A 25,359-nucleotide genomic window follows, 5' to 3' on the forward strand; every position below is an offset into this window, starting at 1 on the left:
ACATGACGAAAATTATAATTGCTTCTGATTTACTTTCGGTTATGAAAATATTTTTTTGGAATACATTTATAGAACCAATAGGAAAGCAATCAGTGATGTAGCTTTAATAAAATCATAACGTATTAAATTTCAATCAAATTTAGTTAAAATTGCATTAGAAAATAAGACCTTTTAGAAAGGTGTTAAATAATTATACTAAATAGTCTTACTTTTTTAAATCGGCAATATTCCTACAATATAACAAGACGGTTTTTAGTTCGCCCATAAACTTGGTAGTAGACATTTTGTAAATGTAAACTGGTCAGTTTAACTTTATATATATTTTGATTAAAATAAGTAATTTTTTCCTCATTTTACAGGGCATAAAAGATATGTAGAGAAGTATTAAAAAAGTCCAAAAAAAGGTATTTTGTGCAGATCCGGCAAGTCAATGTATTTTTTTGGCGCGGTGCCAACTGTAAACAGTTCGTCATCATCAAAAAGTGCCATAATTCATTTTCATTGCTAAACTTATCTTGTAGTAATCATCTTATGCCTTGGCAGGTTGATCTCCTGTTCCTGGGGATACGGCTCCCGGTGGGTCATTGATACATCCTCACGCAGCTTTTCCTGTGTGCGAGAACTCTCGGCATCACTCTCCCTATAGCGCGGGTCAGAAATGAAAGGCATCTTTTCCATTTTGGATATGGTGATGGTTGGAAAATGATAATCCACTTCCACTGTACCCAAAAGCAAATAACAGCCCCCGCCTTTAAAAGGATATTCTTTAAGGCTATTTGTAAAATGTGCTGTATCGAAGAATTCTCCGTTTGCATCGATCCAGGTACCGAAATACATGGCACCCATCTTGGTCGGCACATGTTTGCGCGATACTAAGTAGGCCAACATTTTAACCTGCTTTTTATGGTGCTGTACAAGGTCGCATGCCTTAACGTCGCCCCGGTATGATGTTTTAAGCAGGTTAAAGGGCGTCACCGATACCGGGAAGCCCAGCAGTTCAATTTCATCGAAGGCATCCTCATAGGGAGAGCGTAAGAGTATCGGGAGTTCGTAGTGCTGTACGGCATAAGGGAACAGCATCGGCCCGATGCTTTTTGGGGTAAAACGTAGCATTATCCTGCGGGCGGTCACCAGCAATTCATTTTTCGTTTTTCCCGTAAAACGAAATGCACCAATATAAATCAGCAGCTGCACCCCTTCAATACCGATGGGTATCCGGTAGATAAACTCCTCCAATGACGAATAGTCACCATGCCCCTCACGCTCCGTAACAATATTTTGTGCTACTTCTTTTTGCAATCCCTGTAAATGCATAAATCCTAAGTACACATTTTTGCCATATAAAGTGGTTTCAATCTCGCTTTTGTTCACACAGGGATTGTGTATCCGGGCGCCGGACATGCGTGCCTCATGTACATAGACTTCGGTACGGTAAAACCCGCCTTGGTTATTGATGACCGCTACCATAAATTCAATAGGATAATGCACCTTGAGGTACAGGCTTTGGTAGCTTTCCACAGCATAGGATGCGGAGTGCGCCTTACAAAACGAATAGCCGGCAAAGGATTCGATCTGCCGGTAAATTTCCTGGCTCAACTGTTCAGGATGTCCCTGCCGCGCACAACATTCAAAGAAATTATCCTTTACCTTTTGTAATGCCTCTTTGGAGCGGCCTTTACCACTCATGGCGCGTCGCAGGATGTCACCATCGGCCGCTGGAAGCCCGCCATAATGCAGGGCAATCTTTATAACGTCCTCCTGGTATACCATAATACCATAGGTTTCGCCGAGCTGCTCTTCAAATACGGGATGGAAATACTCGAACTTATCAGGACAATTATGGCGGATGATGTACTCCCTCATCATCCCTGATTGCGCTACGCCGGGGCGAATGATGGAAGAAGCCGCCACCAGTACTTTATAGTTATCACACTTGAGCCTCCTTAACAACCCGCGCATGGCAGGACTTTCAATATAAAAGCAGCCGATGGTATTACCACGCCCTAAGTACTCATTGCAGGTGGCTTCATCTTTTGAAATGGAAGTGTCGCGGATATTGATATCGATGCCACGGTTCTTTTTTACCAGCTTGGCGGCATCATCAATATGCCCGATCCCCCTTTGGGAAAGGATATCAAATTTCTCAAAGCCTATTTCCTCGGCAACATGCATATCAAATTGTACGATCGGAAAACCTTTCGGAGGCATTTCGAGTGCCGTAAAATCGGTAATGGGCTCTTCTGAAATGATGATGCCACAGGAGTGCATGGAACGCTGGTTGGGGTATTTCTCCATCATCATCCCGTATTTGTGTATCTGCCTGACGATCTCGTTTTTGTCGTGCTGGTCCATGGAAGTGCCTGAGAGTTTGTCGAGTTCTTCCTTTGGGCGCCCAAAGACCTTGCCCACTTCACGGAAAATGGACTTGTATTTGAATTCCACATTGGTACCGCAAAAGGCAACGTGTTCGCGTCCGTACCGGGTGAAAATATATTCGAGGATCGTATCGCGCTCTTTCCAGGACCAGTCAATATCAAAATCGGGCGGGCTTTTACGGTTCAGGTTCAGAAAGCGCTCAAAATACAGGTCGAGTTCCAAAGGGCAGATATCGGTAATACCCAGGCAGTAGGCAATGATGCTGTTGGCACCACTGCCGCGCCCGATATGCAGAAAACCCATGGAGTTGCTGTAACGGATAATATCCCAGGTAATCAGGAAGTACCCACTAAATTCGAGTTCATGGATGACTTTAAGTTCCTTCTCGATGCGCTGTTCTGCATCAACATTTCCTTTGCCATACCTTTTTAACAGGCCTTGTTTAGCCAGGCGGGTCAGAAGTTGCAGGTCGGTATCCCTGTTTGCGGTATAGTGCTTTTTATTACGGGGTACTTTGAATTCATATATAAAATGGCAGCTGTCCATTAGCCTTTTTGTATTAGCAATAATGGTAGGGTACTGGCTATACGTTTCAAGTAGGTCACTTTCATGCACCATTACCTCGCCCGGAGAACAATAGTCCAAAGGGGTGAGCTTGCTTCCGAGGGTATTCAGGTCAATGGCCCGCAGGATTCGGTGCAGGTTGTATTCCTGCTTATCCCGAAAAGTAACGGGATGCAATACGACCATTTTATCCAGCTTTGACTGCCATTCGGAACGTATCAGCATTGAGAGGTTTTCAGGGCGGATGCCTATGTATTCATTATCCCTCAGCATCTCAGGGATGTTATCAACAGGATATATTACAACGACGTTTTCAAAATCCGGCGCAGCAAGTGGCAATACCGTCCCCGCAAGGTTATGCTGTGTGCGCAACCGGTTGATCTCCCCAAGGCCTGTGCGGTTTTTAGCCAGTGCGATATAATGCAGCCGGTTCTCATGGCGCAGTTCCATCCCGACGATTGCCTTAATGCTTGCTTCGTTACACAGCCTGTAAAATTCATAGATGCCGGTTACCGTATTGATGTCGGTAAGCGCCATACTCGTTACCCCACAGGCGGCTGCAAGCAGGATGAGTTCTGCTACCGGAATCGTACCGTAGCGCAGGGAGTGGAAAGAGTGGCAGTTCAGGTACATATTAAATAGCTTTAGGTTTCAGGAAGGCACCGTTGCAGCGCATCACGGCATTGGCGCCAAAACGGTTTTTGATCTTGTCCATAGCCTGATAGAGCGACATCATTTCGACCGTATCTTCAAACATATTGATCTGGTAGGTACCGCGTACCAGCCCGCTAAAGCGCACGCCGACAAGGCGCAGGCTCATGCGGCGATGGTACAGCTTTTCAAAAAGTTCCAAAACGGCCTTTGTCAGGGTATGGTCCGCAGAGGTATAATCAAGGGCAACCTGCCGGGTTTCGGTATCAAAATTGGAATACCGGATCTTAACTGTTACTGTCGATGTTAACCAGTTCTCCTGCCGTAGCTGGTAGGCCAATTTTTCGACCATGCCACAGAATACAGCGCGCAGGAAATGCAAGTCGGTGGTATCCTGGTGAAAAGTGTCCTCAGTGGAAAGTGATTTACGTTCGCGGTGGGGCTCTACGGGTGTGTTGTCGATCCCGTTGGCTTTTTTCCAGAGTTCCATTCCGTTTTTGCCGATCATCTCCTGCAAGACCTGTCCCGGCATTTCAGCAAGGGTTTGTATGTTGCGGATACCAATACGGGATAACAACGTAAAGGTGGCGTTACCGACCATAGGAATCTTGCGGATGGAAAGCGGGTTAAGGAACTGTTGTACCTGTTGACCCGATATTTCAAGGTTGCCCTTTGGCTTGCCCTCACCGGTCGCGATCTTGGAAACGGTTTTGTTCACTGATAAGGCAAAGCTGATCGGCAGGCCGGTTTCATGGGTCACTTTCGCTGCCAGCTCATTCGTCCACTTGTAGGCACCATGGAACCTGTCCATCCCGGTAATATCCAGGTAGTGCTCGTCAATGGATGCCTTCTCAACGATAGGTGCTTTTTCTTCTATAATTTGGGTTACGGTATTGGAATAACGGGAAAACAATTCCATATCGCCCTTTACAATTTTTGCTTCCGGACAAAGCCTTAGCGCCATTTTGATGGGCATGGCCGAGCGCACGCCAAAACGGCGTGCCTCATAGGAGCAGGACGCCACCACGCCACGGTCGCCACCGCCAACAATAAGGGGAATCCCTTCCAAATCAGAGTTTTGTAGCCTTACGCAGGATACGAAAAAGGTGTCCAGGTCCATATGCACAATCGAGCGTTCCATAATCAATCCATTTTGTACGGTACAAAATTAGGATAGATATTCCCAAATTAGTTTATATTTGTCGGGATTAATAATCCCAAAACGCTTATGTCTTTATTCTCTGACAATATCAGGCACCTCCGAATGAAAAAAGATGTCTCGCAGGAAATCGTTGCCGAGAGCCTCTTTATTTCGCGTGATATCCTTGCTAAATATGAGCAGGGAAAGTCTCAGGCTCCTTATGAAAACCTCATAAAACTGTCACGGTATTACCACGTCAGCATCGATTTACTATTAACCGTAGATATCCGTAAAATCGATATGGACGGGCTTATCAAACTTGACGATAACCGAATTGTACTTCCCATTACCGTTGACCAGAATGGCGGGAACCTTATTGAGATTATCCCACAAAAAGCAAAGGCGGGTTATCTAAGTGGTTATAGCGACCCGGAATTTATTGAAAGCCTGCAGCATATTGCATTGCCATTTTTACGCAATGGTAAATACCGTGCATTTCCCATTGAGGGCCGTTCCATGCCGCCATTCCAGGAAGGCAGCTTTATTGTCGGTGAATACGTCGAGCATTTAGAACATATTAAAGATGGCCACACGTATATCATGCTTACAAAAAATGACGGCATTGTCTACAAGCGTGTTTTCAGGAAGGGTAAAAAGTTTATGTTCCATTCTGATAACCCGGATTTTGAACCTTATGAGGTTACCCCTTCACAAATCCTCGAAGCCTGGAAATATGCCTGCGGGTTTACTACTACCGAATATGAACCTGATAATATTCCCCACGACACTGTAAAAAATTTATTATTAGAACTAAAAAGGGATGTTAGCATTCTTAAGAATAAAATTCAGTAGTTACTACAGGAGCACAACTCATCGCCTTTTGTTGACAAAAGGAACTGACATGTGATAGATTGTTTTTGAATGCTTTTGGCGTGTTTGTGCTGCTAAAATATCGGTTTATAAAATATACCTTGGCTTTATAATTATCAATTCTGCCGGTCGTAAAACTTAGCTATTGTGTATGAGTTTTGCGCTGGTTGAACATAAAACTAGGGATATGAGATTTTTAGCATTGTTTAAAAAGGTAATCATCGAATTAGTCTGTTTATCTTACATCTTACTATTTGTTTACGCGGCTACCAGTAAATTGATAGACTACGAGAATTTCACTGTTCAACTGGGACAATCGCCTATGTTAAGTGCCCTGGCCGAATGGATTGCCCCAATAATACTCGTAAGTGAATTTTTATTGTCCATACTCCTTTTATTTCCCAAGTATCGCCTGTTTGCACTTTACGCCGCTTTTTCACTGATGGTCATGTTTACGACCTACATTTCGATAATCCTCCATTACGCATCCTATGTTCCGTGTTCCTGTGGTGGCATACTTGAAAAAATGGGTTGGTCAGAGCACCTGTACTTTAATATATTCTTTATACTCCTTGCTATAACAGGAGTACTTTTCTATCCACCAACTCAAAAATCAGTAATATGACCATTAAGAGAGTTATAGTATTGGGGCTTCTTGCATTTTTTAGTGCAACAACTACTATCGGATTGTATCTGCTTTCAAAAGATTTGATACAAACCGAGGGGACATTTATCCGCAGTTTTCCACCACATCCAGCGGAGTTTGATAAGCAACTTGATATACATTATAATTCCTATTATTTTGCGGGGTACGACAAAGGGATACTCTATTTAGGGAATTATACTGCACCTCTTGTAGTAACTGCTATTGATACATCGCTTATTTACTCACAAGAATATAGGATTCAGCCTGAATCAAGCAATTTTACTTTTAAATCCCTTCAGCTGCGGGTCAATCCACCATACTTTTATTTGAGTGACGGTACAGTTCCCTGCATATATGGAGGAAAGATAAATAACTGGAAAGCAGGTTTATTAATGAGCGACCTTGCGTACTTTACTTTATTGGAGCCTGTTGATTCTACACGATTTGTTTTACGGTCGAATAAAAGTAATACCGGCGAAAATATTCTTGGGACTTTCGATCTTCGAAAAGAAGATAAATTAAAATTGGCTGAAAACCTTTTAGAGAAGCAGTCTGACGGCGACGGCATATTTGACACGGATGGGACACTTTTGTACAGCAAAGCGACATCCAAAATCATCTATGTGTACCATTATCGAAACCAATTTGTGGTCGCTGATAAACAAGCCAAACTACTTTACAGAGGGCATACGATAGATACAACTACCAAAGCCCAGATTAAGGTCGCACATATTGAGAAAGGCAATCAATTAAAAATGTACGCACCGCCACTTACTGTCAATGCCCATACAGCCATATGTGAGGATCTGCTGTTTATACATTCAACTTTACGGGGAAAGTACGATAATATCAAGCACTGGTCTAATGCATCAACGATTGACGTTTATAATGTAACCTCAGGGGATTATGTAATGAGTTTCTATATCCCAAAATTAAAAGATGCATCCCTCAGGAATTTCATTGTCACGCCAACCCAGATCTTTGTATTAATTGAAAATCAGTTGATGTCGTATACCATATCGAATACTTTACAAAAAGAACTACTGAAAGCGAAGCGGAATACCGCATTAAATCAGTAAACATTATACCGGCCAGTATCAGGATTTAGATCGAAAACCTGTAAAAGAGTAGATCAACAACTTTAATTCTTTTATTATGAAAAATTTATTTTTAAAAAAAATGCTGCCAGTAGCAGTATTTTTGTTAGGCATTTTTGGAGCATTTACCACAATGTCAATGCAGGATGCTGATGTTGTAACAGCACCTAAAACTGGTTGGCATGCCAATGCTGCCGGCCAACCCTGTATGGTTGAACTTACCTGCTCTGATATACCGGGACAGGTCTGTAGGGCGAGTTATCCTAACGGCCTGATTGCCTATGACAAGCCGACAGGTTGTGTAACTGCGGTATTCCGACCATTGTAATTATTTTTTAAGTATAGAGGCGGTGTATTGAACTATCAGTACACCGCCTCTTTTTATGATTCCAATACTATTCCGTACTTTCCTTAATCCATTCAATGTTTTTGTCACCTTTCAAGAAGTAATCAAACCATTCCTTTGTTTTTTGGCAAAGGTCTTCCTGATTGGACGGGCTTTGTAAATTATGGCCTTCATTGGGATACAGCAACATAACATGCTTTCTTCCTAACCGGCGAAGGGCAAGATACAATTCAACGCTTTGGTGCCAGTTGACCTGATTATCATTTTTACCAGACCAGGATAAAAGAGGCGTTTGTATTTTTTCGGCATAATTTATAGGGGAGTTGCTATAGTAGCTATCCCTGTCATCAAAGAGGGACTTACTCATGTGCCATTGCTGATCCTCAAGTCGCCAGGAGTCGGGCTTTCCGGAATCCCAGTTTATACCCAGGTAATAGCTTTGAAGGTCTGTAATCGCACCACCTGCAACCGCAGCCTTAAATATATTGGTCTGACCAATTATGAAATCCGTCTCATATCCTCCGAACGAGTGTCCAATCAATCCAATTTCATCACTATCAACCATTCCTGTGGCCAGCACTTTCCTGACCGCCGAGGTTACCCATTCGTTGGCAGCTGTGCCGGGATTATCAATATCGTTGGTAATATCAGGATACAATATGAAATAGCCATCCGAAAGAAACATTAGGGGGTCAAATCCGACCGGCTGGTAAAGCATAGGAACAGGATAAAGATTAAAGTCCTGGGATTGGCGCTGGTAAATATGCACTATCATTGGATATTTCTGCCCTTTTCGGAATCCCGCCGGATACCACAAGTTTCCTTTCAGCGCATCGCCTTTACTGTTTGTATATTGAATCAGTTCTGAAAATCCCCACTCGTATTTTCTATGATGACTGTTGCTTTGGAAAATGCATTGTGGCGAATGGGTACTATCTTTTAGCATCAATCTTGGCGGCAGATTAAAACGTTGCTCTCGGTACACTATACCGCCATTTATGATTTTGCCCTGGTCAATAAAGCTATCACCATATATGAGTTTTTTTACCCCGTACCTGCGTGACCACAGGAAGTACCCTGTATTTCCATTTTCTCCTGTTGCTTTTAGAAGCATATTTTTATTTGTAGAAATAATGGGGCTGTAGTACCCATTGAAGTTTCGTATCAATCCAGCCCTGTTATTTTCAGCTATTGCGCGAAATTGAACATTCATTTCTTTGCCATGTGTTATCCTTTTTATATAGCCGCTACGTGGGCGGTATTCCCAAATATCAAAATTATCATACAGGAATAAGCTTTCATCATCCCCCGACCAACCGGCAATGCCACATGCTTCAATTTCACCTCCAATTACATTCCTTTCATTCCTGAAATTACTGTTTAAATGGGCGGTAATGTTATTGTGCAACCCTGAAAGCATGCTATATAAATACCAATCCCCATCGCTAAAGTACACAACGTACTTTCCGGATGGTGATGCGTTGATATGAAAAGGATATGCGCTGTGCTTTGACAGTAGCAGTTTTGTCGTTCCTTTTTGCATGTCTTTAATATAAAAGTCCATCGGCGCGGAATATTTAAATTGTGGCTCATATTTCAGAGGGTTGGCTGACACCAGATAATTGTAATTTCCCGCAGCCATATTCCAAGTCAGGGTATCCGATTCTAATACTTTAAATGATTTTTCCCCGGGCTTCCATACACTAAGCTTTGCTCCAATTGCATTCCCTGCCTTTTGCCGCTGTGGATACACATATTTGTCATCGGCGGCCCAGACTTCCGCCAGTTGATTAAGCGTTTCGCTATTGTGGTTTGTTTTTTGTGTAGCAAAAAAAACATTTTTCATATCTGGCGATATAGTAAGTTTATAAACCCAGTCTTTTACAATCCCCGTTTGCGGCCACAAATTCTTATTTGTAGCCTGATCCAGTTGATAGAGTTTCTTATCTGAAAGAATGTAATACCCAATTCCCACCGGCGCACTGGCATCAATAATATAAAAAGAAAATGCCACTCCGGTAGTATGCCATACAAAATCGGAATATGAATATATGGAACTTGAAGCAATTACAATGTTCTCAATCCGGTGCCCTAATTTTAAAACCCCTAATATTGACTTTTTTCCCTCTGACGTGGTGTAAGCTAATTTAGTGCCTGTTGGGGCTAAGGCATAAGACGATACATCTTTGAGACTATAAATTGTTTTTCCCTGCTGGTCAGTCAATCTAAGTGAGTTAGTTCCATTACCATTGGACAATAGTATAAGCATTCCTGCTTTCTTTGAAAATTCAAATGATTTAATATCATCATAACTTTTTATCAAGCCACCATTTAAGTCCATTACTACCAGTTTATTTTCCCTTTGGCAGGCAAAATATCCTGATGAGGTAAATGTGCCGTTATTATGCTGTGGAAAACTGTATGCAGTTGCGTTTTCGCTTCCCTTTACAAAGAGTGTATCCGCCCCATTTTCATAGCTAACACTATAACTTATCCATTTCCCATCATCTGATACTTCCTTCAATTCGGGGCTTCCCCAAAGATGATAATCTTCACGCGTAATAGGTTTAGCATTTATTACCTGCCCGACTACAGGGCAGGTAATAAGTAGCAGCAGGCATACCAGAAAACAGCTAAGCTTCAAAGCAGAATGATTGCATCTGTAGATTGTATTTTCCATCAGTAACCTGGATTTTGTGGTAACAGGTTCGGATTCGCTAAAAGTTCTGTCTCAGGCAGAGGGAATAGAGAATCCGTTGGATCCCATCCCGGCTTGATACCCTGAAGTGCCGTTTCCAGTTGCCCGGTCCGTTTTAAATCGAAAAAACGATGGCCGTATTCCGTAAATAACTCCAGCCTTCGTTGAGTAAGAATTTCCTGTAATATATCAGGCAGGTCAGTAGCGGGGCTGCCAGCCAGCCCTGCTTTGTGGCGTATATGGTCAAGGTCTTCAAGGGCACCTGTAAAGTCACCATGTAAGGCCCGCGCTTCAGCACGGATAAGATATTGTTCAGGTAGCCTGAATACTATAGAATACTCGCTTGAAGCTGCTTCGGTAGCGGCCTGGCGGTATTTAGCCGAATAATACCAAATGCTGTTGCCGTCTGTAACCTGGCCTATCCACGCTGCTTTACGGGCATCTTCGGGAGAGAAAGCATTTACTAACTCATTTGTCAGGGCTACTGTGGCAGGCGGGGCTGCAAGTAATGTGAATGTCGCTGCCTCATCTGTATTACGCCCTTCCATGGCCGGAGATAACTGCCATATCGTTTCCGGGGAATCCTTTAAAAAAGTATGCTGCAAATTCATTTCATCTGAATATAGAGCACTATAATTTATGACAGACGATGCCAGTTCTGCGGCCTCAGCCCACTGGTGATTGTAAAGATAAGCCCGTGCTAATAGTGCAGCAGCGGCATACCTGTTTGGGCGTACACGACCCATACCATAATATTCCTCCGGTAAAAGGACAATAGCCTGTTGAAGGTCGCTGATAATATACCCATAAATTTCCCCTGAAGGCAGTCTGGGCACGGAACTGTTGATCTGATAGTCTGTTGTTGTCACATAGGGAATGTCACCATACAGGTTTACCAAATAGAAATGCAACAACGCCCTTACAAAAAGGGCTTCACCTTTCAGGCGCTGGACATCCTGCGTGGAGAGCGCCGTTGAAGCATCTACCCCTTCATAGACAGCATTTGCAGCATAGATTTGACTGTATGCGGCATTCCAATAATTAGTAACATAAATATTTGAAGGCAACAATGCATTATTAAAAAAGTAAAATGCCGCATAGGATGACGCTCCATAAAAAGTAAGTTCATCGGTATACACCCCTAAATTATGGGAAATGCCAAGTGACGTACCGGATAAAATGCCCTGATCGCGAATTCCGGCATAGATGTTTACCATCGCTGCATTTGCTGTATTGCTTTCCAGAAATACAGAACTTCCTGTCAATTGTGATTTAGGTAATTCAACATCTACAAAGGAATCACAGGAAACAGATAGCAATACCAGCAGTGTAAAAGAAAAAGCGCGGAAGCCAGATATTGATTTTTTTTGTGTGTACATACTGATGAAGTTTAAAATGTTAATTGAATCCCGGCAGATATCACCCTTAGAGGCGGGAGAAAGCCTAACGTGCCAAATTCGGGGTCGCCACCCTTGTACGGTGTAATCGTTAGCAGGTTCTGGGCTTGCAGCAGTATGCTGCTTTTAAGGCCGTTGGATAAGTCAGGCAGAGTATAGCTGACTGCGATATTTTTTAACCTTATGAATGATGCGTCAACAATATTGGCAGTGCTGCTTTCATAAAGTGACTGCGCTGTAACGGCTTCAGAATTAAAACCAGTGGTATACACCTGATAAGAATTGCTATCCCCTGGTGCCTGCCAGCTATTGACAAGCTCTACAGGCTGATTATTCATCATGCCACCATTCCCAAGGGTAAAGCCCTGATTTTTCTGTTTGACAAACTGGAACAGGAAACTCAAAGTCCAACTTTTATATCGTACCTGATTTTGAAGGCCACCATAAAATTCCGGGCTAAGGTCGACGGCGGTCTGCTTATCATCGGGTGATGTAATCTGCCCGTCACCATTAACATCTTCAAACTGATACACACCAGTCTGTTCGTTAACGCCTTTGTAGTTGTATACCATCCGTATAGCGAGTGGCTTTCCAATACGGTATTGCTCTTTGTAAACAGAACTCTCCAATCCAGGGAAAGAAACCAACTTATTATGGGGAAGGGTCAGATTGATATTGGTTGACCACGAAAAGTCTTTTGTATCAATATTCTTTGTGTCAAGGCTTAGTTCAAAGCCGGTATTCTGAACCGTAGCATTCAGGTTTGCCTGTAAGGATGTAAATCCTGTAGTAGCGGGGACAGGCAACCCGACTAACTGGTTAGAAGAGCGATTCCTGTAGTAAGCAGCCGTCAGGAAGATACGGTCTTTTAAAAAACCAAGTTCCAGGGCTGCCTCAAGCTTTTTGGTCTTTTCCCATCCGAAATCAGGATTGTACAGACGGGATGGCAATAAACCTACAATCCCTTGGTACATAACACCTGATGAAGTATACGTATCCAGGAACTGATAATCGCCAATCTGGTCACTTCCGGTAGATCCGTAACTTCCCCTTATTTTCCCGAAGCTTAGAACGTTCTGGTTCTTTAAGAATTTCTCTTCTGAGATTATCCAGGCTGCGCCAAGGGCTGCAAAGCCTGCAAATTGGTTTTTAGGGCCAAAACGGCTTGAGCCATCCCGCCTTGCTGTAAAGTTTATAATGTATTTGCTGTCCCATTTGAGATTTATCCGTCCAAAAAATGCCTGGTACTTATACGTTATTTCATCACTAAGCGGTATTGTCCTAGAGGATGCTGCGGCCAGATTATAGATCAGGCTATTGGATGTAAAACCAATACCGTACTGCGTTAAATTATTAGAGACCTGTTTTTGAAAAGTCCCGCCAGCGAGTACATCGATTTTTGCCCTGTTTAAATCCAGCTTATAACTTACCTGAGGTTCGGCTATCCATGACCGGCGGTTCAGGGTGTTGACAAATAGGGCTGAATATTCACTACCCAAGTTAAATGCAGGATTGTATACTGTTGACGGTGCCGTCCTTGTCTCGTCGTGATTGGTTGTAGAATAACCAAAGCTGCTTTTAATTATCAGGTCATCGTTAATCTTGTAGGACAGTACAGAATTTGCGATAAAATCATTCGTCCTGGATTTAAATTCAGCCGCCAGATTAGCCAATGGATTGGTCCACGTTCCATTTTCCCAGTTTAAATTCCCTTGTGCATCATACAGTGCGGGCGCATTAGGTGCCAGTGAACGGGAATCAATCGTAGGGTCAAAAGCCGGCTGGTCATTGTCCTGTACTACATAACTACCGGAGAGACTTAATTTGAACCGCTCATCGGTTGATGAATGGTTCAGGCTAAAATTACCACCCCCTTTTTTATAAATGAAGTTCCCCGGCACTACGCTCGTCTGTGTGTGGTAGTTTGTGCCAAATAGGAATTGCGTCTGCCCCGTACCACCGGAAACGGAGCCTTGAAAAGCTGTAATTTCCGATGTCCCACCTGTAAGTTCCTTCTGCCAGTCGGTGTACCTGTTACGGCCCCAGGTACCATTGATGTCATAGGCATACTCGGGATATTGGGTAACACCATCATTCTCAAAAGCTTTGGCCCGCATTGCAAGATACTGTTGGGTATTCATCAGGTCCATAAACCGTGTGATGTTCCCTACACCAGTTGAAGCATTAATGGATACCTGTGTTTTGCCAACTGCACCTTTTTTGGTTGTAATCAAGACTACACCATTGGCACCCCGGGAACCGTATATGGCGGTAGCATCAGCATCCTTTAAAACTTCGATACTTGCAATCGCATCAAGGCTAATACTGTTGAGCGGATTACTTGTTACCGGAAAAAGTGTAGCTGATGTGTAGCTTGAACCTATACTTTCTGAAGAATACGGCACACCGTCAATAATATATAGAGGGGCATTCGCATCTCCTCGTAAACTGTTGCGGCCTCTAATAGCTATATCAAATCCACCTCCGGGCGTACCTGTGGACTGGGTAATACTGACACCGGGCATCCTTCCCTGCATAGTTGCCAATACATTAGTGACCGGCTGCGTTTCAATGTCCTTCGCAGTAATTCGTGAAATACTTCCGGTACTTTCTTTCTGCTTTACAGAATAATATCCCGCATTAATTTCCAATTCCTTCAACTGGGTTGCATCTTCCTGAAGCATAATGTTGAAAATAGTTTGCTCCCCGATTGCAACTTCAACAGCTTTAAATCCTGTGAATGAGAACACAAGCACCTCATTGTTAGCGGCTGCTATAGAAAACCGGCCTTCACCATCGGAAATTGTGGAGCGTGTTGTACCTTTTACCATTATGATAACTCCGGGCAATGAGCCCGAAGCATCGGATACGGTACCGGTAATGGATTGTTGAAAATACGCCTCACCCAAAGGTGAAGCATGTGCCCGGGCTAAGGCACTACAAGGGAAAGATGCTAAAGTAAGAGAATAGAAAAGCACCCTCAGCCCATTGTTAGCTGAAATAAATTTCATAACATTGGTTAAGATTAAATGAAACAAACGGTTTTATTGGTCTATGCCTTCTGTGAGTCGCCAAACTTACACAGAGGGCTTTTTTATTTACCAAAACAAAAGAGTAACCCGGCCTTTCCCCTAAACTAACTCGAAGAAGGAATACCAGTACTGACCGGGCCACTTAACTATGAAAAATTTAAACCATAGGCATAACAGATTACGTATTACTACTGTATGCGAAACCAATGCTGAAAAGAAGTAAAACGCTAGGAATATAGCTGAGAAAGATTGTCCCTAAAAAGGAGGCGTGGGTTTAAACTCAGCTATTGCCTTAGAGGTACTGGTATACCATGGAACAATAAGTGAGCCCACGCCATATGGCGTGAGCATTTGCACTTATATTCTCGTTCCTAATAAAGTACCAGTTTCCTAAGGCGAGATTCTAAGCGAATGCTTCTAATAGTAATATTTGAAGAATCGCAAAATTAACAAATTTGATACTGTTTATCATAGTACCGAGCCAAATATATTAAAATTTATCGGTACGCCAAAGCGTACCGATAAATTTATTCAGAAATTGTTAATTGCAGTTGTGAAAGAAGAGTTAGAAGAAAATATTAAATTAAAGACTGCCGCAAGTTTACGAAAGCTTATCAACTGTGAAGATATCGCAGTGTTGTCTGATAGTTACAATAAAATTGCTTTAGCTATTGGTATGCGCAAGGGAACAGTATCCGATACATTTAACGCAAACTCGAAGCCTAGTTCTTCAACATTATTTATGATAATAAACGCAATGGGTTATTCACTTTCTGACTTTGCGAAGGTTTACGAATCACTTACAGATGTTGAAGTCAAAGAATTCAAAGTAAGCAAAAATCAAAAGTAATATTCTATAAAAGATTGCGAGATGATCTCTTACAGTTTGGTAAATTATGTGCTGAGTAAAATTAGGTAATTTTAATTGTAACTTACAAATACATTTATATTTCCGTAATCACATCCAAAATTATTTGTTCATAAACTTGAAATTTATTTCATGCTATTACTCTAACGATTTGCTGATGTAGGCAGGATAACTAAAATTATTTCACTAATATAGAAAGGCTTCTAATGAATAAAATTAAAGAAGGTTATTTGAAGTTCAAGCAAGACTTTATTCCTAAAGTTTTTTACGACATAGCTAAATGGATTTTAGGACTACTTATAGCATGGTGCTTATTTAAAATTTTTAAACATAGGATTCAAATCAAAGATGCTTTTTTAAAAAACATAACTTTAGATTTGACAAGCATTTTACTTATTTGCATTTTTTGTATAACACTTACCACAATTATTGTAATTAGTATTTATAGTAAAAAAATACAAAAGCTTAAAGATATAACATACACTGATTCGAAAACTGGTTTAAAAAATTATAAGTTACTAGAAAGTTATCTCAAAACTAAAATTTCCGAATCCATTTTAAAAAATGCGCCCTTGTCAGTTATAATAATTGATATAGACGATTTCAAAAACTTTAATGAGCATTATAGCCCAACTATCGGTGATAAAATTATTGCTGAAGTTGGCAGATTATTATTGCATGATACTAGAATAACAGATGAAACATTTCGTCGGTACGAGACAGGTGATGAATTTGTTGTAATAAGCACAAATACTAATCTTACTCAGGCGAAAAATCCAGCAGAAAGAAAACGTGAATTTATAGCTAATAACAATTTCGTTATTGATGGGACTATATATAAAATTACAGTTTCTTGTGGGATAGCGGAATATAAAAGTGAAGCTGATACATTGGATACCTTATTGGATAGAGCAAATTATGCAATGCGCAATATTGCAAAGAAAAAAAACGGAAAAAATTGTACAGAATCAGTTTCCTAAATATGAAATTTATAATTAAGTGCAAGTTTAACAGGTTTTAATATTTATTAATATGGCAAAATTTACTGAAAATCAATTAAATGATTATAGATATCCGCCAAGTTACACTGAAGAACAAAAATTAGCTAATAGTGAAACTCAGGTTAAAGAAGCTATTAAAGGTTCTTCAGCATTAAGAAATAAAACAACAAAAACTTTTGGACAGGGATCCTACGCAAATGATACAAATGTCAAGAACAATAGTGATGTTGATATAAATGTACGTTTAGACGCTTCAATCTTTGTACAATTACCTAATGGAAAAACTGATGCCGATTATGGATATTCAGATAGCAATTATACATTTTCGGCTTACAGGCAGGACGTTTATCATGCCTTAGTTGATTACTTTGGCTCAAAATATGTAAAAGATAATAACAAATGTATTACGATTCTTCCGGATTCTACAAGAGTCGAAACTGATGTTGTGCCCACTTTAAAATTTGTCAGATATGATTCCGAAACGGCAAAAGTCGAAGGAGTTAAATTTATCTCAAATTCAGGCCAGTCAATAGTGAATTTTCCATTACAACACATAGAAAATGGAAAATGGAAAAACAGTCAAACTCAAAAAAGATTCAAAAGATTAACCAGAATTTATAGACGCATACGTTACAAAATGATTGATGATGGAATCCCTGTTGGCGATAATATTACCTCATTTTTACTTGAATGCCTTGTATGGAATGTACCAAATAGTATTTTTAATGATTATGATAATTGGACAGATAGGCTAAAAGAATCGATCAGGCATATTTACACTAAAACGACTAATGTTGAAGATTGTAAAAATTGGGGCGAGGTTTCAGAATTATTATATCTGTTTGTAGGTCGAAAGTGGTCAGTAAAAGATGTAAATGATTACATGCTTCAAATGTGGAACTATTTAGAATATTAAATTATGAACTTTAGATATTATCACACAAGTAAGTTAATTATACTAATTCTGGTTTTAGTATTTTTTATTTCACCTCTTGCACAATGGATTGAGAAAGAAATTTCTTTAAATAAATATCTGAATACAGTTTATGGATACGTGGGTGTGTTTTCTACTATTTCAATTTTGTCAATAATTCTACTGGCAATTGATAAATATCTTTGGAAATATTTTATTTGTAAATGGTTAATTAATATACCTAACTTAAATGGAAGATATGAAGGAATATTAACATCTACATTTATTGATCCTGCAACACAATTACCGATGAAAAAAAAATGCATCTTAGAAATAAAACAATCTGCGTCCGAAACAAAGATTTATACTTATTATGGCGATTTGGGCAGTACTATACAAACTTCTCAGGCATTTAGTGTTTCAGAAGAAATAGTAAAAAACAGTAACGATATTTTTGAAATTTTTTATATATATACAAATAATCCTAATACTTTAATTCAGCAACTTCACAACCATCTAGGCACTGGACATCTAAAATATTATTTAGACATAAAAGTGCTGGAAGGCGAATATTATAATCAACGAGGTTTGAAAGGAACTTTACGAGTAAATTTTGTTCAAAAGAAAACGGTAGGGCGATTTATCATTTAATTTTATAGATAAGTTCAAAAGTGGTTTGTGCTTGCCTGTAGTTATCAAATTATAGATAAGATTGTACTAATTAACAAATGACTGAGATCACATATCATCATTTCTAAAACCAGAATAATTATTGATACTGCGAATAGAAAATACAAGATCAATAACCCTATGGGACGAATTTTCTGCATAGTCTTTTAAATTCGTTAATTTTTGTAAAATAATTCCTAACAATACATAAGGTGCAGAAACTATGATAACTCAACTTTTAGATGCCCGAAACCAACATCTTTGGGATCAAATCAATAAGGAATATATTGTCAATTTTACCAATTCATCTAATAATGAATATGGCTGTTTTACTGAAAATAAGAATGTTACCTTTTACATTAATAAAAATAATCTGTGTATAGATTCCTTTACTCACGAAATGCTCCACGTTTACCTAAGGCTAAAAGAATGTTATATTGGATCAAGCCTTGAGATGACTATTCGATCGAGCAATATATTGTCAAGGTGTATATCAACGTCATTAATTGAACATATGGGTAATTGTTTGGACCATGTAAAGATGCTACCAATCTATCTGGATCTACAGTTTGATAGAAAAAAATTTATACTTGACTACGACGTTTATAAATGCAGTCCTGAAGAATTGGCCTCATTAAAGAAATATTACAAGCAGGGTAAAACCACAAACTTGCAGGCTGTCGATGCTTACATCGGAAGATTAGTATCAATTTTTGCAGATCCTAACGATACGTTTGACTATTCAAAAAATTTAATGCAACTCAAAAATATCGATCCTTATTTATATCAAATTATTGAAAAATTATTCAGCCATTGGAAGGAAATCAAGCTGGAAAATAGAGCTATATTTGAGGATGATTATCATACTGTAACTTTTAATTTTAAAGAAAATATGAAAAAATGGTTGACAAGAAACCAAATTAATTGAATAACAGTAGGATAATTTTGACTTTTCATTTGCGTAAGTATGTAATTAGCTAACTCCGAAATAGATGTATACAAGATGTCCGAACCAAGTTTTGCCTAAAAAAGTCTAAGTTTACATGAATGAAAAAAGAAACAAGATTGCAGATAACCCATCCTACTCAAAATTACAAAAGGATGTTGTTGGATATTCTTTACTAGGGAAATTTCTAAGGCTATTTACATTATTCAGCCCAAGTGATTCAGCTTTTAAAAAAGCACTCTCGGAATTACCTGAGCTGAAAAAACAAACAGAATATTTCCTGCAACTTCCCGACAAGTTTAATAGTCATTTTGCAAGACAGGGCTGGATTGCACATGAGTCCATGAATATCCCGGTGATGGAAAATGCAATTGAGTTTGCAGACCAGGGTGATGTAAAAAAAAGCGAGGAAATACTGTCTGACTATTTCACCTCATCCGAAATTAACTGGCTTCTGAATAGATTCAGGCTTTTGCCTGAATTCTCGATACGATATGATCTTATTAAAACCGCCTATCAAAATACACTAGAACGGCGTTACGATTCATGTATACCTATACTACTAATGGTTATTGATGGTGCTACCAATGATATAAGTAAAAGTAAAGGCTTTTTTAATGACCAGACAGACTTATCAGCTTGGGATAGCATTGCGGCTCATTCTACCGGGCTAGAGGCAATAAGAGATATATTTAATACTACCCGAAAAAAAACAAATCCTGATGAGGTTTTTATGCCTTACAGAAATGGAATTCTCCACGGCAGGGATGTTAACTATGGCAATAAATATGTTGCAGGAAAATGTTGGTGCACACTTTTTGCATTAAATGACTGGGCTCAGGCTTTGCAGAAGCAGAAAGTAAATCCTCCAGTGACAGAAAAACCAAAAACCTTAAAAGACAATTTAAGGGAGATTGCCAATACCTTTAAAGAATACGGTGATCATAAGAAGTGGCATAAAGAAATTAGTGAAGAAATTGCAAATTGGCAACCGAGGAACTTTATAGATACAGTTCATAACTCTGAAAACTTTCAAGATTTTACTCCTGAAAAAGAGGTCTACGAATTACTGGTAAATTGGCAAAACAAAAATTATGGGAAAATTGCTGGACAAAAGCATTATTTTGGCTCACAACCGGTAAGTTTTGGTATAGAAGCTGGTAAAATACGAAGGGATTTTGAAGATAAGGTCTTACAAAGGTTTAAAATTCTTTCGATAAAGGATGAAGCACCGGCGATATCGGAGATTACCGCTGAAATTAAATACTCCATCCAAGACCAGGCCTTTACTAAAGAGATAATTTTTAGGATGATCTGTCAAGCTATGGATGGGAAAGCGGCAATAAATGGTCAGGAAAATATCAAATGGGCCTACATCGATAACTTCATTTATGGATTATATATTTAGGGGTTAATTATACAGGTAAGTTTACATTAGAAGTATAGATAAACATTTAGAAATAATTAGCCAGCATTAATCGAAATATCTGAAAGTCAATTTATTAAATTCAGCGAATTAATATACTGCTGGTAACTATTTTACTTTTCCTTCTCTTCAAGTTCCTTCCTGATCTTGGCACTAAAGTAATTTGGGGAAAGCTTAGTGCGTGCTTTAAATGCGGTAACAAAACGCTGCGTTGTACTAAATCCTGCTTCTTCAGCCAGAGCATCATGGGTAAAAAGGCGTTTATGCCTATCTGTTTTAAGCTGCTCAATAATATAATCCACTTTCAAATCGTTTATGTATTCTGAAAACTTTTTATGCCTGTAAAATAGAATGATGTCAGAGACGTAACGAACATTCGTTTCCAGGTAGACAGCAAGAGCAGGAAGCGTGATGTCCCTTTCCAGGAACTTCATATTGTGTTCCCATTTTTCCAAAAGCCGTACAATCTTGGTTACTGTATCCGGGGCAATATCCAGTTCACGGGGTACACCCCTCACCACCTTTGGAGCCTCTTTTTTATTTTCGCTTAAAAGTTTCCTGAATATACGGTCCTGACGCCTTCGGTTAATCAACCAAGCCAGCAGCAGCGCAACAACCACGGACAGGACAGTCAAACTTATCTTAAGGACACCTTTCATGGAACGCTCGTTAGCCAAAAGTTGTTCCATATTTTGTTTTTCCTGAACCAATGTACGGGTATCATAATGCTTATGGATAGTGTCATAAAGATGGTCATGGGTACTGATAAGGATACTGTCCGCTTTCAGTAGGCGGTCCACGTAGAACAACACCTCTTTCGGCTGATTCTCTTTTTTGTAAAACCGGATCAGGAGTTCAAAATTCTCCCTGAGGTCCGGGCGAATGTATTCCCGCTCATCGAATACTTTAGCAACTCTCTTCAAATAAGGCACTGCTTCCCGGTACCTTTTCATTGCCCAGTAACTCTTGGCAATATAAAAATCGGCCACTGCTACATTGGCGTAGTCATTTTGCCCCTCGATAGCGGGAATGGACTTTTTCAAATTTTGAATAGCCAGCGCATAATTCCGTTTACAATACTGGTTCTGCCCGTCAAGGTGCAAAAAATAGCAATCCATGTCGTGGTTATCAAGGCGGTTTGCCTCCCGGTAACCCAAAGCCACCATAGCCTCCGACTTTCCATAGTTGCCTTCGCTGTTGTAGCAAAGCCCTAAGGAGTGCAGTGTATTGAGATACGCCCTCGCATTGTTCTCTTTAAAATATTCCAGGCAGGAGGTAAAGAGCTGAATGGCCTCCTCGTTCTTCTTGAGGTAATATTTTTCGTGTGCTATGTTGTATTTCAACTTGTATTTTAAATACTCATCGTTCGACCTTTCTATGAAGGGGTCTGCGGCCAGGTAATTTTCAAGCGCCTGCTCATGCCTTTTAAGGCCATAGAATACTATACCACGTGAGAGGTACGCAGAACCAATTAATTTGTCGCTTCCGGATCTGTTAGCCACAATAAGCATACTGTCCGTGTACATAATTTTGAGTTCGCTATCCGTACAGTCTACATAATTTTTGTAGGCGGTAACGAGGAGTTCCCAGTCCTGTCCCGCTTTGGCCTTTTTGAGGAACGATTCGAGATATACCTTTTGTAAAACTGTATTATCCTTTGATTGCCTGATCCTGGAAAAAAGATATTTGTAGTCTTTCGTGTCAAGGGAATCAATGGGAGCAGCACACACGGATACTGACACTATTAGTGTGATTACACAGAATAATGTTGCCTTAGAAGATTTATTTACTGCCATTTGAAAAAGATAAATAGTTAATATTCGGACTATTTAGAACATAGCGATAGTAAGGCAGAAATGTGAACGGGAGGCATACCAAATGTAGCCAAAATGCTACCAAATACGGCTATTTTAACAAAATTTAAGACTGTGGATTTTCCGAAAATCCACAGTCTTAAATGCGAATTACCAAACTCAATGATTTGCAATGTGTTATGCCTGCCTATAGATTTGTCAATGAATTCAAAAGCCAACATGCCAGTAATATGGCAACCAGTTTGTCTTACCCGGGTAAATGAACTGATCACTGAATCAGTCAAATTAAATTTATCAACTAATGAAGAAAGTAAATCTTCCTTTCGCAGGACTACTGTTTGTAGCCCTACTATGTTCCTGTTCATCTGAGGATAGCCCGGAAACATTCAATATCAATACAAAAGGTGCCCCTGCAAATACCCGATTAGGTGGTATAGTGGCTGGAAATAAATCGAACCCAATAGATTTTGCAGGCGAAAGCTATAGAAGTACACTATCCGAATATCAATCCGGTAATTACAGCCCGGATTCCCTTGCGGCAGTGATCAATCTTGTTAACTCGCTTACGGGCACAGTAACCCTTACAACAACGGCGGTGGATGACACTACCGAAACATTGCTAACAGCGAGTATCCAATCGCCTAAAGCTACATTAGTAGTAATCCTACAGCAGTCATCGCTTTCTACAGAAGCCAGGGAGGTGCTAACAGATTTCGTCGAAGGCTTTGACAGCCTTAAAGCAAAACCTTTTGAGGAGATTTACCCTGAGATTGTCAGCCTGGAAAATACAATTAGTGGCTCGGATTCCCTCACCGCTACCGACAAAAATGTGCTGTTAACGGTTACATCTATTGCCCGGCACTCCCTTTCCAATAAATGCTGTGAAGATACCGACTGGGAAACTTCTGTCGGAAATATCGTGGCGGCAACTGCGGGCGCTTTGGTAAGCACTGACCTGGCTGTCCGATATACCTTGATCACAAGGATTGGCGAATATGAACTTGTACCCCTTTAGCTATTTTGACTGTAATGCCGGGTGACAAACGTTGCCTGGCATTATTTATTAACTCTAAATTTCCCGTTTATGGAACCTACGTTAGGACAAATGCCCGCTGAAGTGCTATACATTGGAAGTGGAAGTGATGATGCTATAATGACAGAAAGGATCGTATCGCCCGGTTGCTTTCTATTCATTTTTGTCAAGGCCGGAATGTTTACCCTAAAAATTGACGGAAAGCGGATTTCCTGTACGTCGGGAGAATTTGTTGTCGCTGTCAGCAAACAGCATCACGAGATACTGAAATATGGTAAGAAAGTCTTATGCTATATCGTAAAGGTACAATGGCAGTTTATCATGGGCACAAAATTGTTTTTTAATTTTATAGAAGCCTTTGTAAGTAGTGGTGCCGTTAAACTGTTCCCCGATACTTTTGACAGGGCAGTCATGCTGCGCATCATGAAATTACTGCATTATTTTTACGGGACACGGTCAAGCCCTTCCCGTTTCTCGAAGCCATCCTTTGCAGCAGCCGTAAGCCTCCTTGTCTTGCAGGCTGGTTGGCAGTACAATAACAGCACGAATACCGGAGCATTGAAGTATACCCGAAAGGAGTCATTGGCCATGCAGTTTTTAAAACTCCTGATGCAGCATTTCCGCAAGGAACATGCCCTGAAATTTTATGCTGATGCACTGTTTGTTACCGCGGGATACCTTAACAAAGCCGTCCGAGAGGTTACGGGAAAAACGGTCGGGATGTGTATTGCCGATGTCATTACCAGTGAAGCTAAGTATTTATTGGAAACGTCGGATGACAGCATTGAGTCCATTAGCGAACAATTAAGTTTCGGATCTTCCGGAAGCTTTAGCCGCTTTTTTAAAAAGCATACCACGATGACACCGAATGCTTACCGAAGGGACTACCAAGGCTAATTTACGCATGGCAACCCATCAACTCCTACGCTTAACCGCACCCCGGTATAGTGTACTTAAACTTATTATGTATGGTACAATCTGCATTTTACAGGAAGATACTTTCAGACATAAGCACAAGGGAGCAGGAACTGTCCATTTCCGCAGGCAATGCAATTGACCACGCCGGAAGCATGATCAACGTCTTACACGAGGCCCTTTGCGCACTTAAGGAGCATCTAAACAAAATCCCCTTTACGGACAGTGCTGAAGAAATCGGGTTTTTCAGGGAAGTAAAACCGCAGGTCATGGGTAAGCTCATTTTCTATAATGATGTGTACCGCATTGAGACTACCTGCCCGGTGCAGGGAGGGAAAATGTTCCGTAAATATTTTTCAGGGCAGTTAAAACTCCTGAAGCAAAATGAGGCAGGGCACCTCGATATGGATTTCTACCGGTATTACCGCTCCGGAAGGACGGATAAAGACACCGAATTTTTTCAGCGGGACAGGTTGCATTTTATTAATGGGCTCGACATTTTTTACTTTGAAATGGATCCCCATTTCTCAACCTATTACGACCACCTGGTGGCCCGCATTTTGGCGCATGACCTCCTGTATGCCTATTTACTGTCCCGTGTAGACCCTGACAACCCCGTACAGAACGGCTTGATGGACCTCCCTGAAGATTTATGCTGGACCGGAACCAAGAACGCCCTTATCGAGCTTATCTACGCTTTGTACATTTCAGGGGTCATCTCCCACGGGAAGATCGGGGTACGTAAAGTAGGCCTCATTTTTCAGGGGCTGTTTAAAACGCCCTTGGGCGATATCCACCACGCCTTTCACCGAATGAAAGACCGGGCAGGACGGCGTACCCTCTTTATCGACCAGTTAAAAGACTCGCTCGAACACTATATGGATAAGAGCTTATAGCAATACGAAATTCAATCAGCAGTACCCCGTGTACTGCTTTTTTTATGCCTGCACATAAAA

At 40.5% G+C, this 25,359-nt stretch carries 19 protein-coding genes; 13 read left to right on the forward strand and 6 right to left on the reverse strand.

Going from position 1 to position 25,359, the window contains the following annotated elements:
• Nucleotides 1-510: 510 nt before the first annotated feature.
• Nucleotides 511-3,573 carry a DNA polymerase III subunit alpha gene (locus FMM05_RS13235; protein ID WP_143373875.1) on the reverse strand — a complete coding sequence of 1,021 codons (3,063 nt, stop codon included), beginning with the start codon at nucleotides 3,571-3,573 and terminating at the stop codon, nucleotides 511-513.
• Nucleotide 3,574: 1 nt separating this feature from the next.
• Nucleotides 3,575-4,732 (reverse strand): DNA polymerase IV, encoded by a 1,158-nt coding sequence (gene dinB, locus FMM05_RS13240; protein WP_143373876.1) that lies wholly within the window; start codon nucleotides 4,730-4,732, stop codon nucleotides 3,575-3,577.
• 87 nt (nucleotides 4,733-4,819) lie between these two features.
• Between dinB and FMM05_RS13245 the strand changes: the two genes are divergently transcribed.
• The 4 genes from FMM05_RS13245 (at nucleotide 4,820) to FMM05_RS13260 (ending at nucleotide 7,673) form a co-directional block, all read left to right on the forward strand.
• Nucleotides 4,820-5,584, forward strand: a complete 765-nt coding sequence (locus tag FMM05_RS13245; RefSeq protein ID WP_143373877.1) for an XRE family transcriptional regulator — start codon at nucleotides 4,820-4,822, stop codon at nucleotides 5,582-5,584.
• 205 nt (nucleotides 5,585-5,789) lie between these two features.
• A complete protein-coding gene (locus FMM05_RS21290; protein ID WP_143373878.1) occupies nucleotides 5,790-6,227 on the forward strand; it encodes a MauE/DoxX family redox-associated membrane protein in 438 nt (145 codons plus the stop codon).
• On the forward strand, nucleotides 6,224-7,327 hold the full coding sequence (locus tag FMM05_RS13255; protein WP_143373879.1) for a hypothetical protein: 1,104 nt from the start codon (nucleotides 6,224-6,226) through the stop codon (nucleotides 7,325-7,327). Before FMM05_RS21290 ends, FMM05_RS13255 begins: the two co-directional genes overlap by 4 nt.
• A gap of 76 nt (nucleotides 7,328-7,403) precedes the next feature.
• Nucleotides 7,404-7,673 (forward strand): DUF6520 family protein, encoded by a 270-nt coding sequence (locus FMM05_RS13260; protein WP_143373880.1) that lies wholly within the window; start codon nucleotides 7,404-7,406, stop codon nucleotides 7,671-7,673.
• 67 nt (nucleotides 7,674-7,740) lie between these two features.
• Here FMM05_RS13260 and FMM05_RS13265 read toward each other — a convergent pair whose 3' ends face one another.
• The 3 genes from FMM05_RS13265 to FMM05_RS13275 form a co-directional block, all read right to left on the reverse strand.
• Complete coding sequence (locus tag FMM05_RS13265; protein ID WP_143373881.1) at nucleotides 7,741-10,371, reverse strand: S9 family peptidase; 2,631 nt, start codon at nucleotides 10,369-10,371, stop codon at nucleotides 7,741-7,743.
• Nucleotides 10,371-11,654 (reverse strand): RagB/SusD family nutrient uptake outer membrane protein, encoded by a 1,284-nt coding sequence (locus FMM05_RS13270; protein WP_235894409.1) that lies wholly within the window; start codon nucleotides 11,652-11,654, stop codon nucleotides 10,371-10,373. Before FMM05_RS13270 ends, FMM05_RS13265 begins: the two co-directional genes overlap by 1 nt.
• 125 nt (nucleotides 11,655-11,779) lie before the next feature.
• Entirely contained in the window at nucleotides 11,780-14,797 is a 3,018-nt protein-coding gene (locus FMM05_RS13275; protein ID WP_143373882.1) for a SusC/RagA family TonB-linked outer membrane protein, read from the reverse strand.
• 451 nt (nucleotides 14,798-15,248) lie between these two features.
• Here FMM05_RS13275 and FMM05_RS13280 point away from each other — a divergent pair, with 451 nt between their 5' ends.
• From FMM05_RS13280 to FMM05_RS13305, 6 genes are all read left to right on the forward strand, one after another.
• Complete coding sequence (locus FMM05_RS13280) at nucleotides 15,249-15,668, forward strand: hypothetical protein (protein WP_143373883.1); 420 nt, start codon at nucleotides 15,249-15,251, stop codon at nucleotides 15,666-15,668.
• A 224-nt stretch (nucleotides 15,669-15,892) separates the two neighbouring features.
• Nucleotides 15,893-16,666, forward strand: coding sequence for a GGDEF domain-containing protein (locus FMM05_RS13285; protein ID WP_143373884.1), 774 nt, complete (start codon nucleotides 15,893-15,895; stop codon nucleotides 16,664-16,666).
• A 52-nt stretch (nucleotides 16,667-16,718) separates the two neighbouring features.
• Nucleotides 16,719-17,603 carry a nucleotidyltransferase domain-containing protein gene (locus tag FMM05_RS13290; RefSeq protein ID WP_143373885.1) on the forward strand — a complete coding sequence of 295 codons (885 nt, stop codon included), beginning with the start codon at nucleotides 16,719-16,721 and terminating at the stop codon, nucleotides 17,601-17,603.
• 3 nt (nucleotides 17,604-17,606) lie between these two features.
• Complete coding sequence (locus FMM05_RS13295) at nucleotides 17,607-18,251, forward strand: Cap15 family cyclic dinucleotide receptor domain-containing protein (RefSeq protein WP_143373886.1); 645 nt, start codon at nucleotides 17,607-17,609, stop codon at nucleotides 18,249-18,251.
• A gap of 241 nt (nucleotides 18,252-18,492) precedes the next feature.
• Nucleotides 18,493-19,197, forward strand: coding sequence for a hypothetical protein (locus tag FMM05_RS13300; RefSeq protein WP_143373887.1), 705 nt, complete (start codon nucleotides 18,493-18,495; stop codon nucleotides 19,195-19,197).
• Nucleotides 19,198-19,312: 115 nt separating this feature from the next.
• Nucleotides 19,313-20,623 carry a hypothetical protein gene (locus FMM05_RS13305; protein ID WP_143373888.1) on the forward strand — a complete coding sequence of 437 codons (1,311 nt, stop codon included), beginning with the start codon at nucleotides 19,313-19,315 and terminating at the stop codon, nucleotides 20,621-20,623.
• A 131-nt stretch (nucleotides 20,624-20,754) separates the two neighbouring features.
• Here FMM05_RS13305 and FMM05_RS13310 read toward each other — a convergent pair whose 3' ends face one another.
• Entirely contained in the window at nucleotides 20,755-22,383 is a 1,629-nt protein-coding gene (locus FMM05_RS13310) for a helix-turn-helix domain-containing protein (protein ID WP_143373889.1), read from the reverse strand.
• Between the two features lie 373 nt (nucleotides 22,384-22,756).
• On the opposite strand from FMM05_RS13310, the gene FMM05_RS13315 reads away from it, so the two are divergent.
• From FMM05_RS13315 to FMM05_RS13325, 3 genes are all read left to right on the forward strand, one after another.
• A complete protein-coding gene (locus FMM05_RS13315) occupies nucleotides 22,757-23,470 on the forward strand; it encodes a hypothetical protein (RefSeq protein ID WP_143373890.1) in 714 nt (237 codons plus the stop codon).
• Nucleotides 23,471-23,539: 69 nt separating this feature from the next.
• Nucleotides 23,540-24,385 (forward strand): helix-turn-helix domain-containing protein, encoded by an 846-nt coding sequence (locus FMM05_RS13320; protein ID WP_143373891.1) that lies wholly within the window; start codon nucleotides 23,540-23,542, stop codon nucleotides 24,383-24,385.
• A 71-nt stretch (nucleotides 24,386-24,456) separates the two neighbouring features.
• Complete coding sequence (locus FMM05_RS13325) at nucleotides 24,457-25,299, forward strand: RteC domain-containing protein (protein ID WP_143373892.1); 843 nt, start codon at nucleotides 24,457-24,459, stop codon at nucleotides 25,297-25,299.
• The last annotated feature ends 60 nt before the right edge of the window (nucleotides 25,300-25,359 follow it).

Origin of the sequence: Flavobacterium zepuense, assembly GCF_007097145.1 — a bacterium.
Classification (GTDB): Bacteria; Bacteroidota; Bacteroidia; order Flavobacteriales; family Flavobacteriaceae; genus Flavobacterium; species Flavobacterium zepuense.

Excerpts from the sequence above, each read along its gene's own strand:
- FMM05_RS13320 (WP_143373891.1), top strand. The coding sequence starts at position 23,540 with ATGGAACCTACGTTAGGACAAATGCCCGCTGAAGTGCTATACATTGGA.
- FMM05_RS21290 (WP_143373878.1), top strand. The coding sequence starts at position 5,790 with ATGAGATTTTTAGCATTGTTTAAAAAGGTAATCATCGAATTAGTCTGT.
- FMM05_RS13325 (WP_143373892.1), top strand. The coding sequence starts at position 24,457 with ATGGTACAATCTGCATTTTACAGGAAGATACTTTCAGACATAAGCACA.
- FMM05_RS13275 (WP_143373882.1), bottom strand. The coding sequence starts at position 14,797 with ATGAAATTTATTTCAGCTAACAATGGGCTGAGGGTGCTTTTCTATTCT.
- FMM05_RS13300 (WP_143373887.1), top strand. The coding sequence starts at position 18,493 with ATGATAACTCAACTTTTAGATGCCCGAAACCAACATCTTTGGGATCAA.
- FMM05_RS13235 (WP_143373875.1), bottom strand. The coding sequence starts at position 3,573 with ATGTACCTGAACTGCCACTCTTTCCACTCCCTGCGCTACGGTACGATT.
- FMM05_RS13245 (WP_143373877.1), top strand. The coding sequence starts at position 4,820 with ATGTCTTTATTCTCTGACAATATCAGGCACCTCCGAATGAAAAAAGAT.
- FMM05_RS13285 (WP_143373884.1), top strand. The coding sequence starts at position 15,893 with ATGAATAAAATTAAAGAAGGTTATTTGAAGTTCAAGCAAGACTTTATT.
- FMM05_RS13315 (WP_143373890.1), top strand. The coding sequence starts at position 22,757 with ATGAAGAAAGTAAATCTTCCTTTCGCAGGACTACTGTTTGTAGCCCTA.
- FMM05_RS13295 (WP_143373886.1), top strand. The coding sequence starts at position 17,607 with ATGAACTTTAGATATTATCACACAAGTAAGTTAATTATACTAATTCTG.
- FMM05_RS13290 (WP_143373885.1), top strand. The coding sequence starts at position 16,719 with ATGGCAAAATTTACTGAAAATCAATTAAATGATTATAGATATCCGCCA.
- FMM05_RS13255 (WP_143373879.1), top strand. The coding sequence starts at position 6,224 with ATGACCATTAAGAGAGTTATAGTATTGGGGCTTCTTGCATTTTTTAGT.
- dinB (WP_143373876.1), bottom strand. The coding sequence starts at position 4,732 with ATGGAACGCTCGATTGTGCATATGGACCTGGACACCTTTTTCGTATCC.
- FMM05_RS13305 (WP_143373888.1), top strand. The coding sequence starts at position 19,313 with ATGAATGAAAAAAGAAACAAGATTGCAGATAACCCATCCTACTCAAAA.
- FMM05_RS13265 (WP_143373881.1), bottom strand. The coding sequence starts at position 10,371 with ATGGAAAATACAATCTACAGATGCAATCATTCTGCTTTGAAGCTTAGC.
- FMM05_RS13260 (WP_143373880.1), top strand. The coding sequence starts at position 7,404 with ATGAAAAATTTATTTTTAAAAAAAATGCTGCCAGTAGCAGTATTTTTG.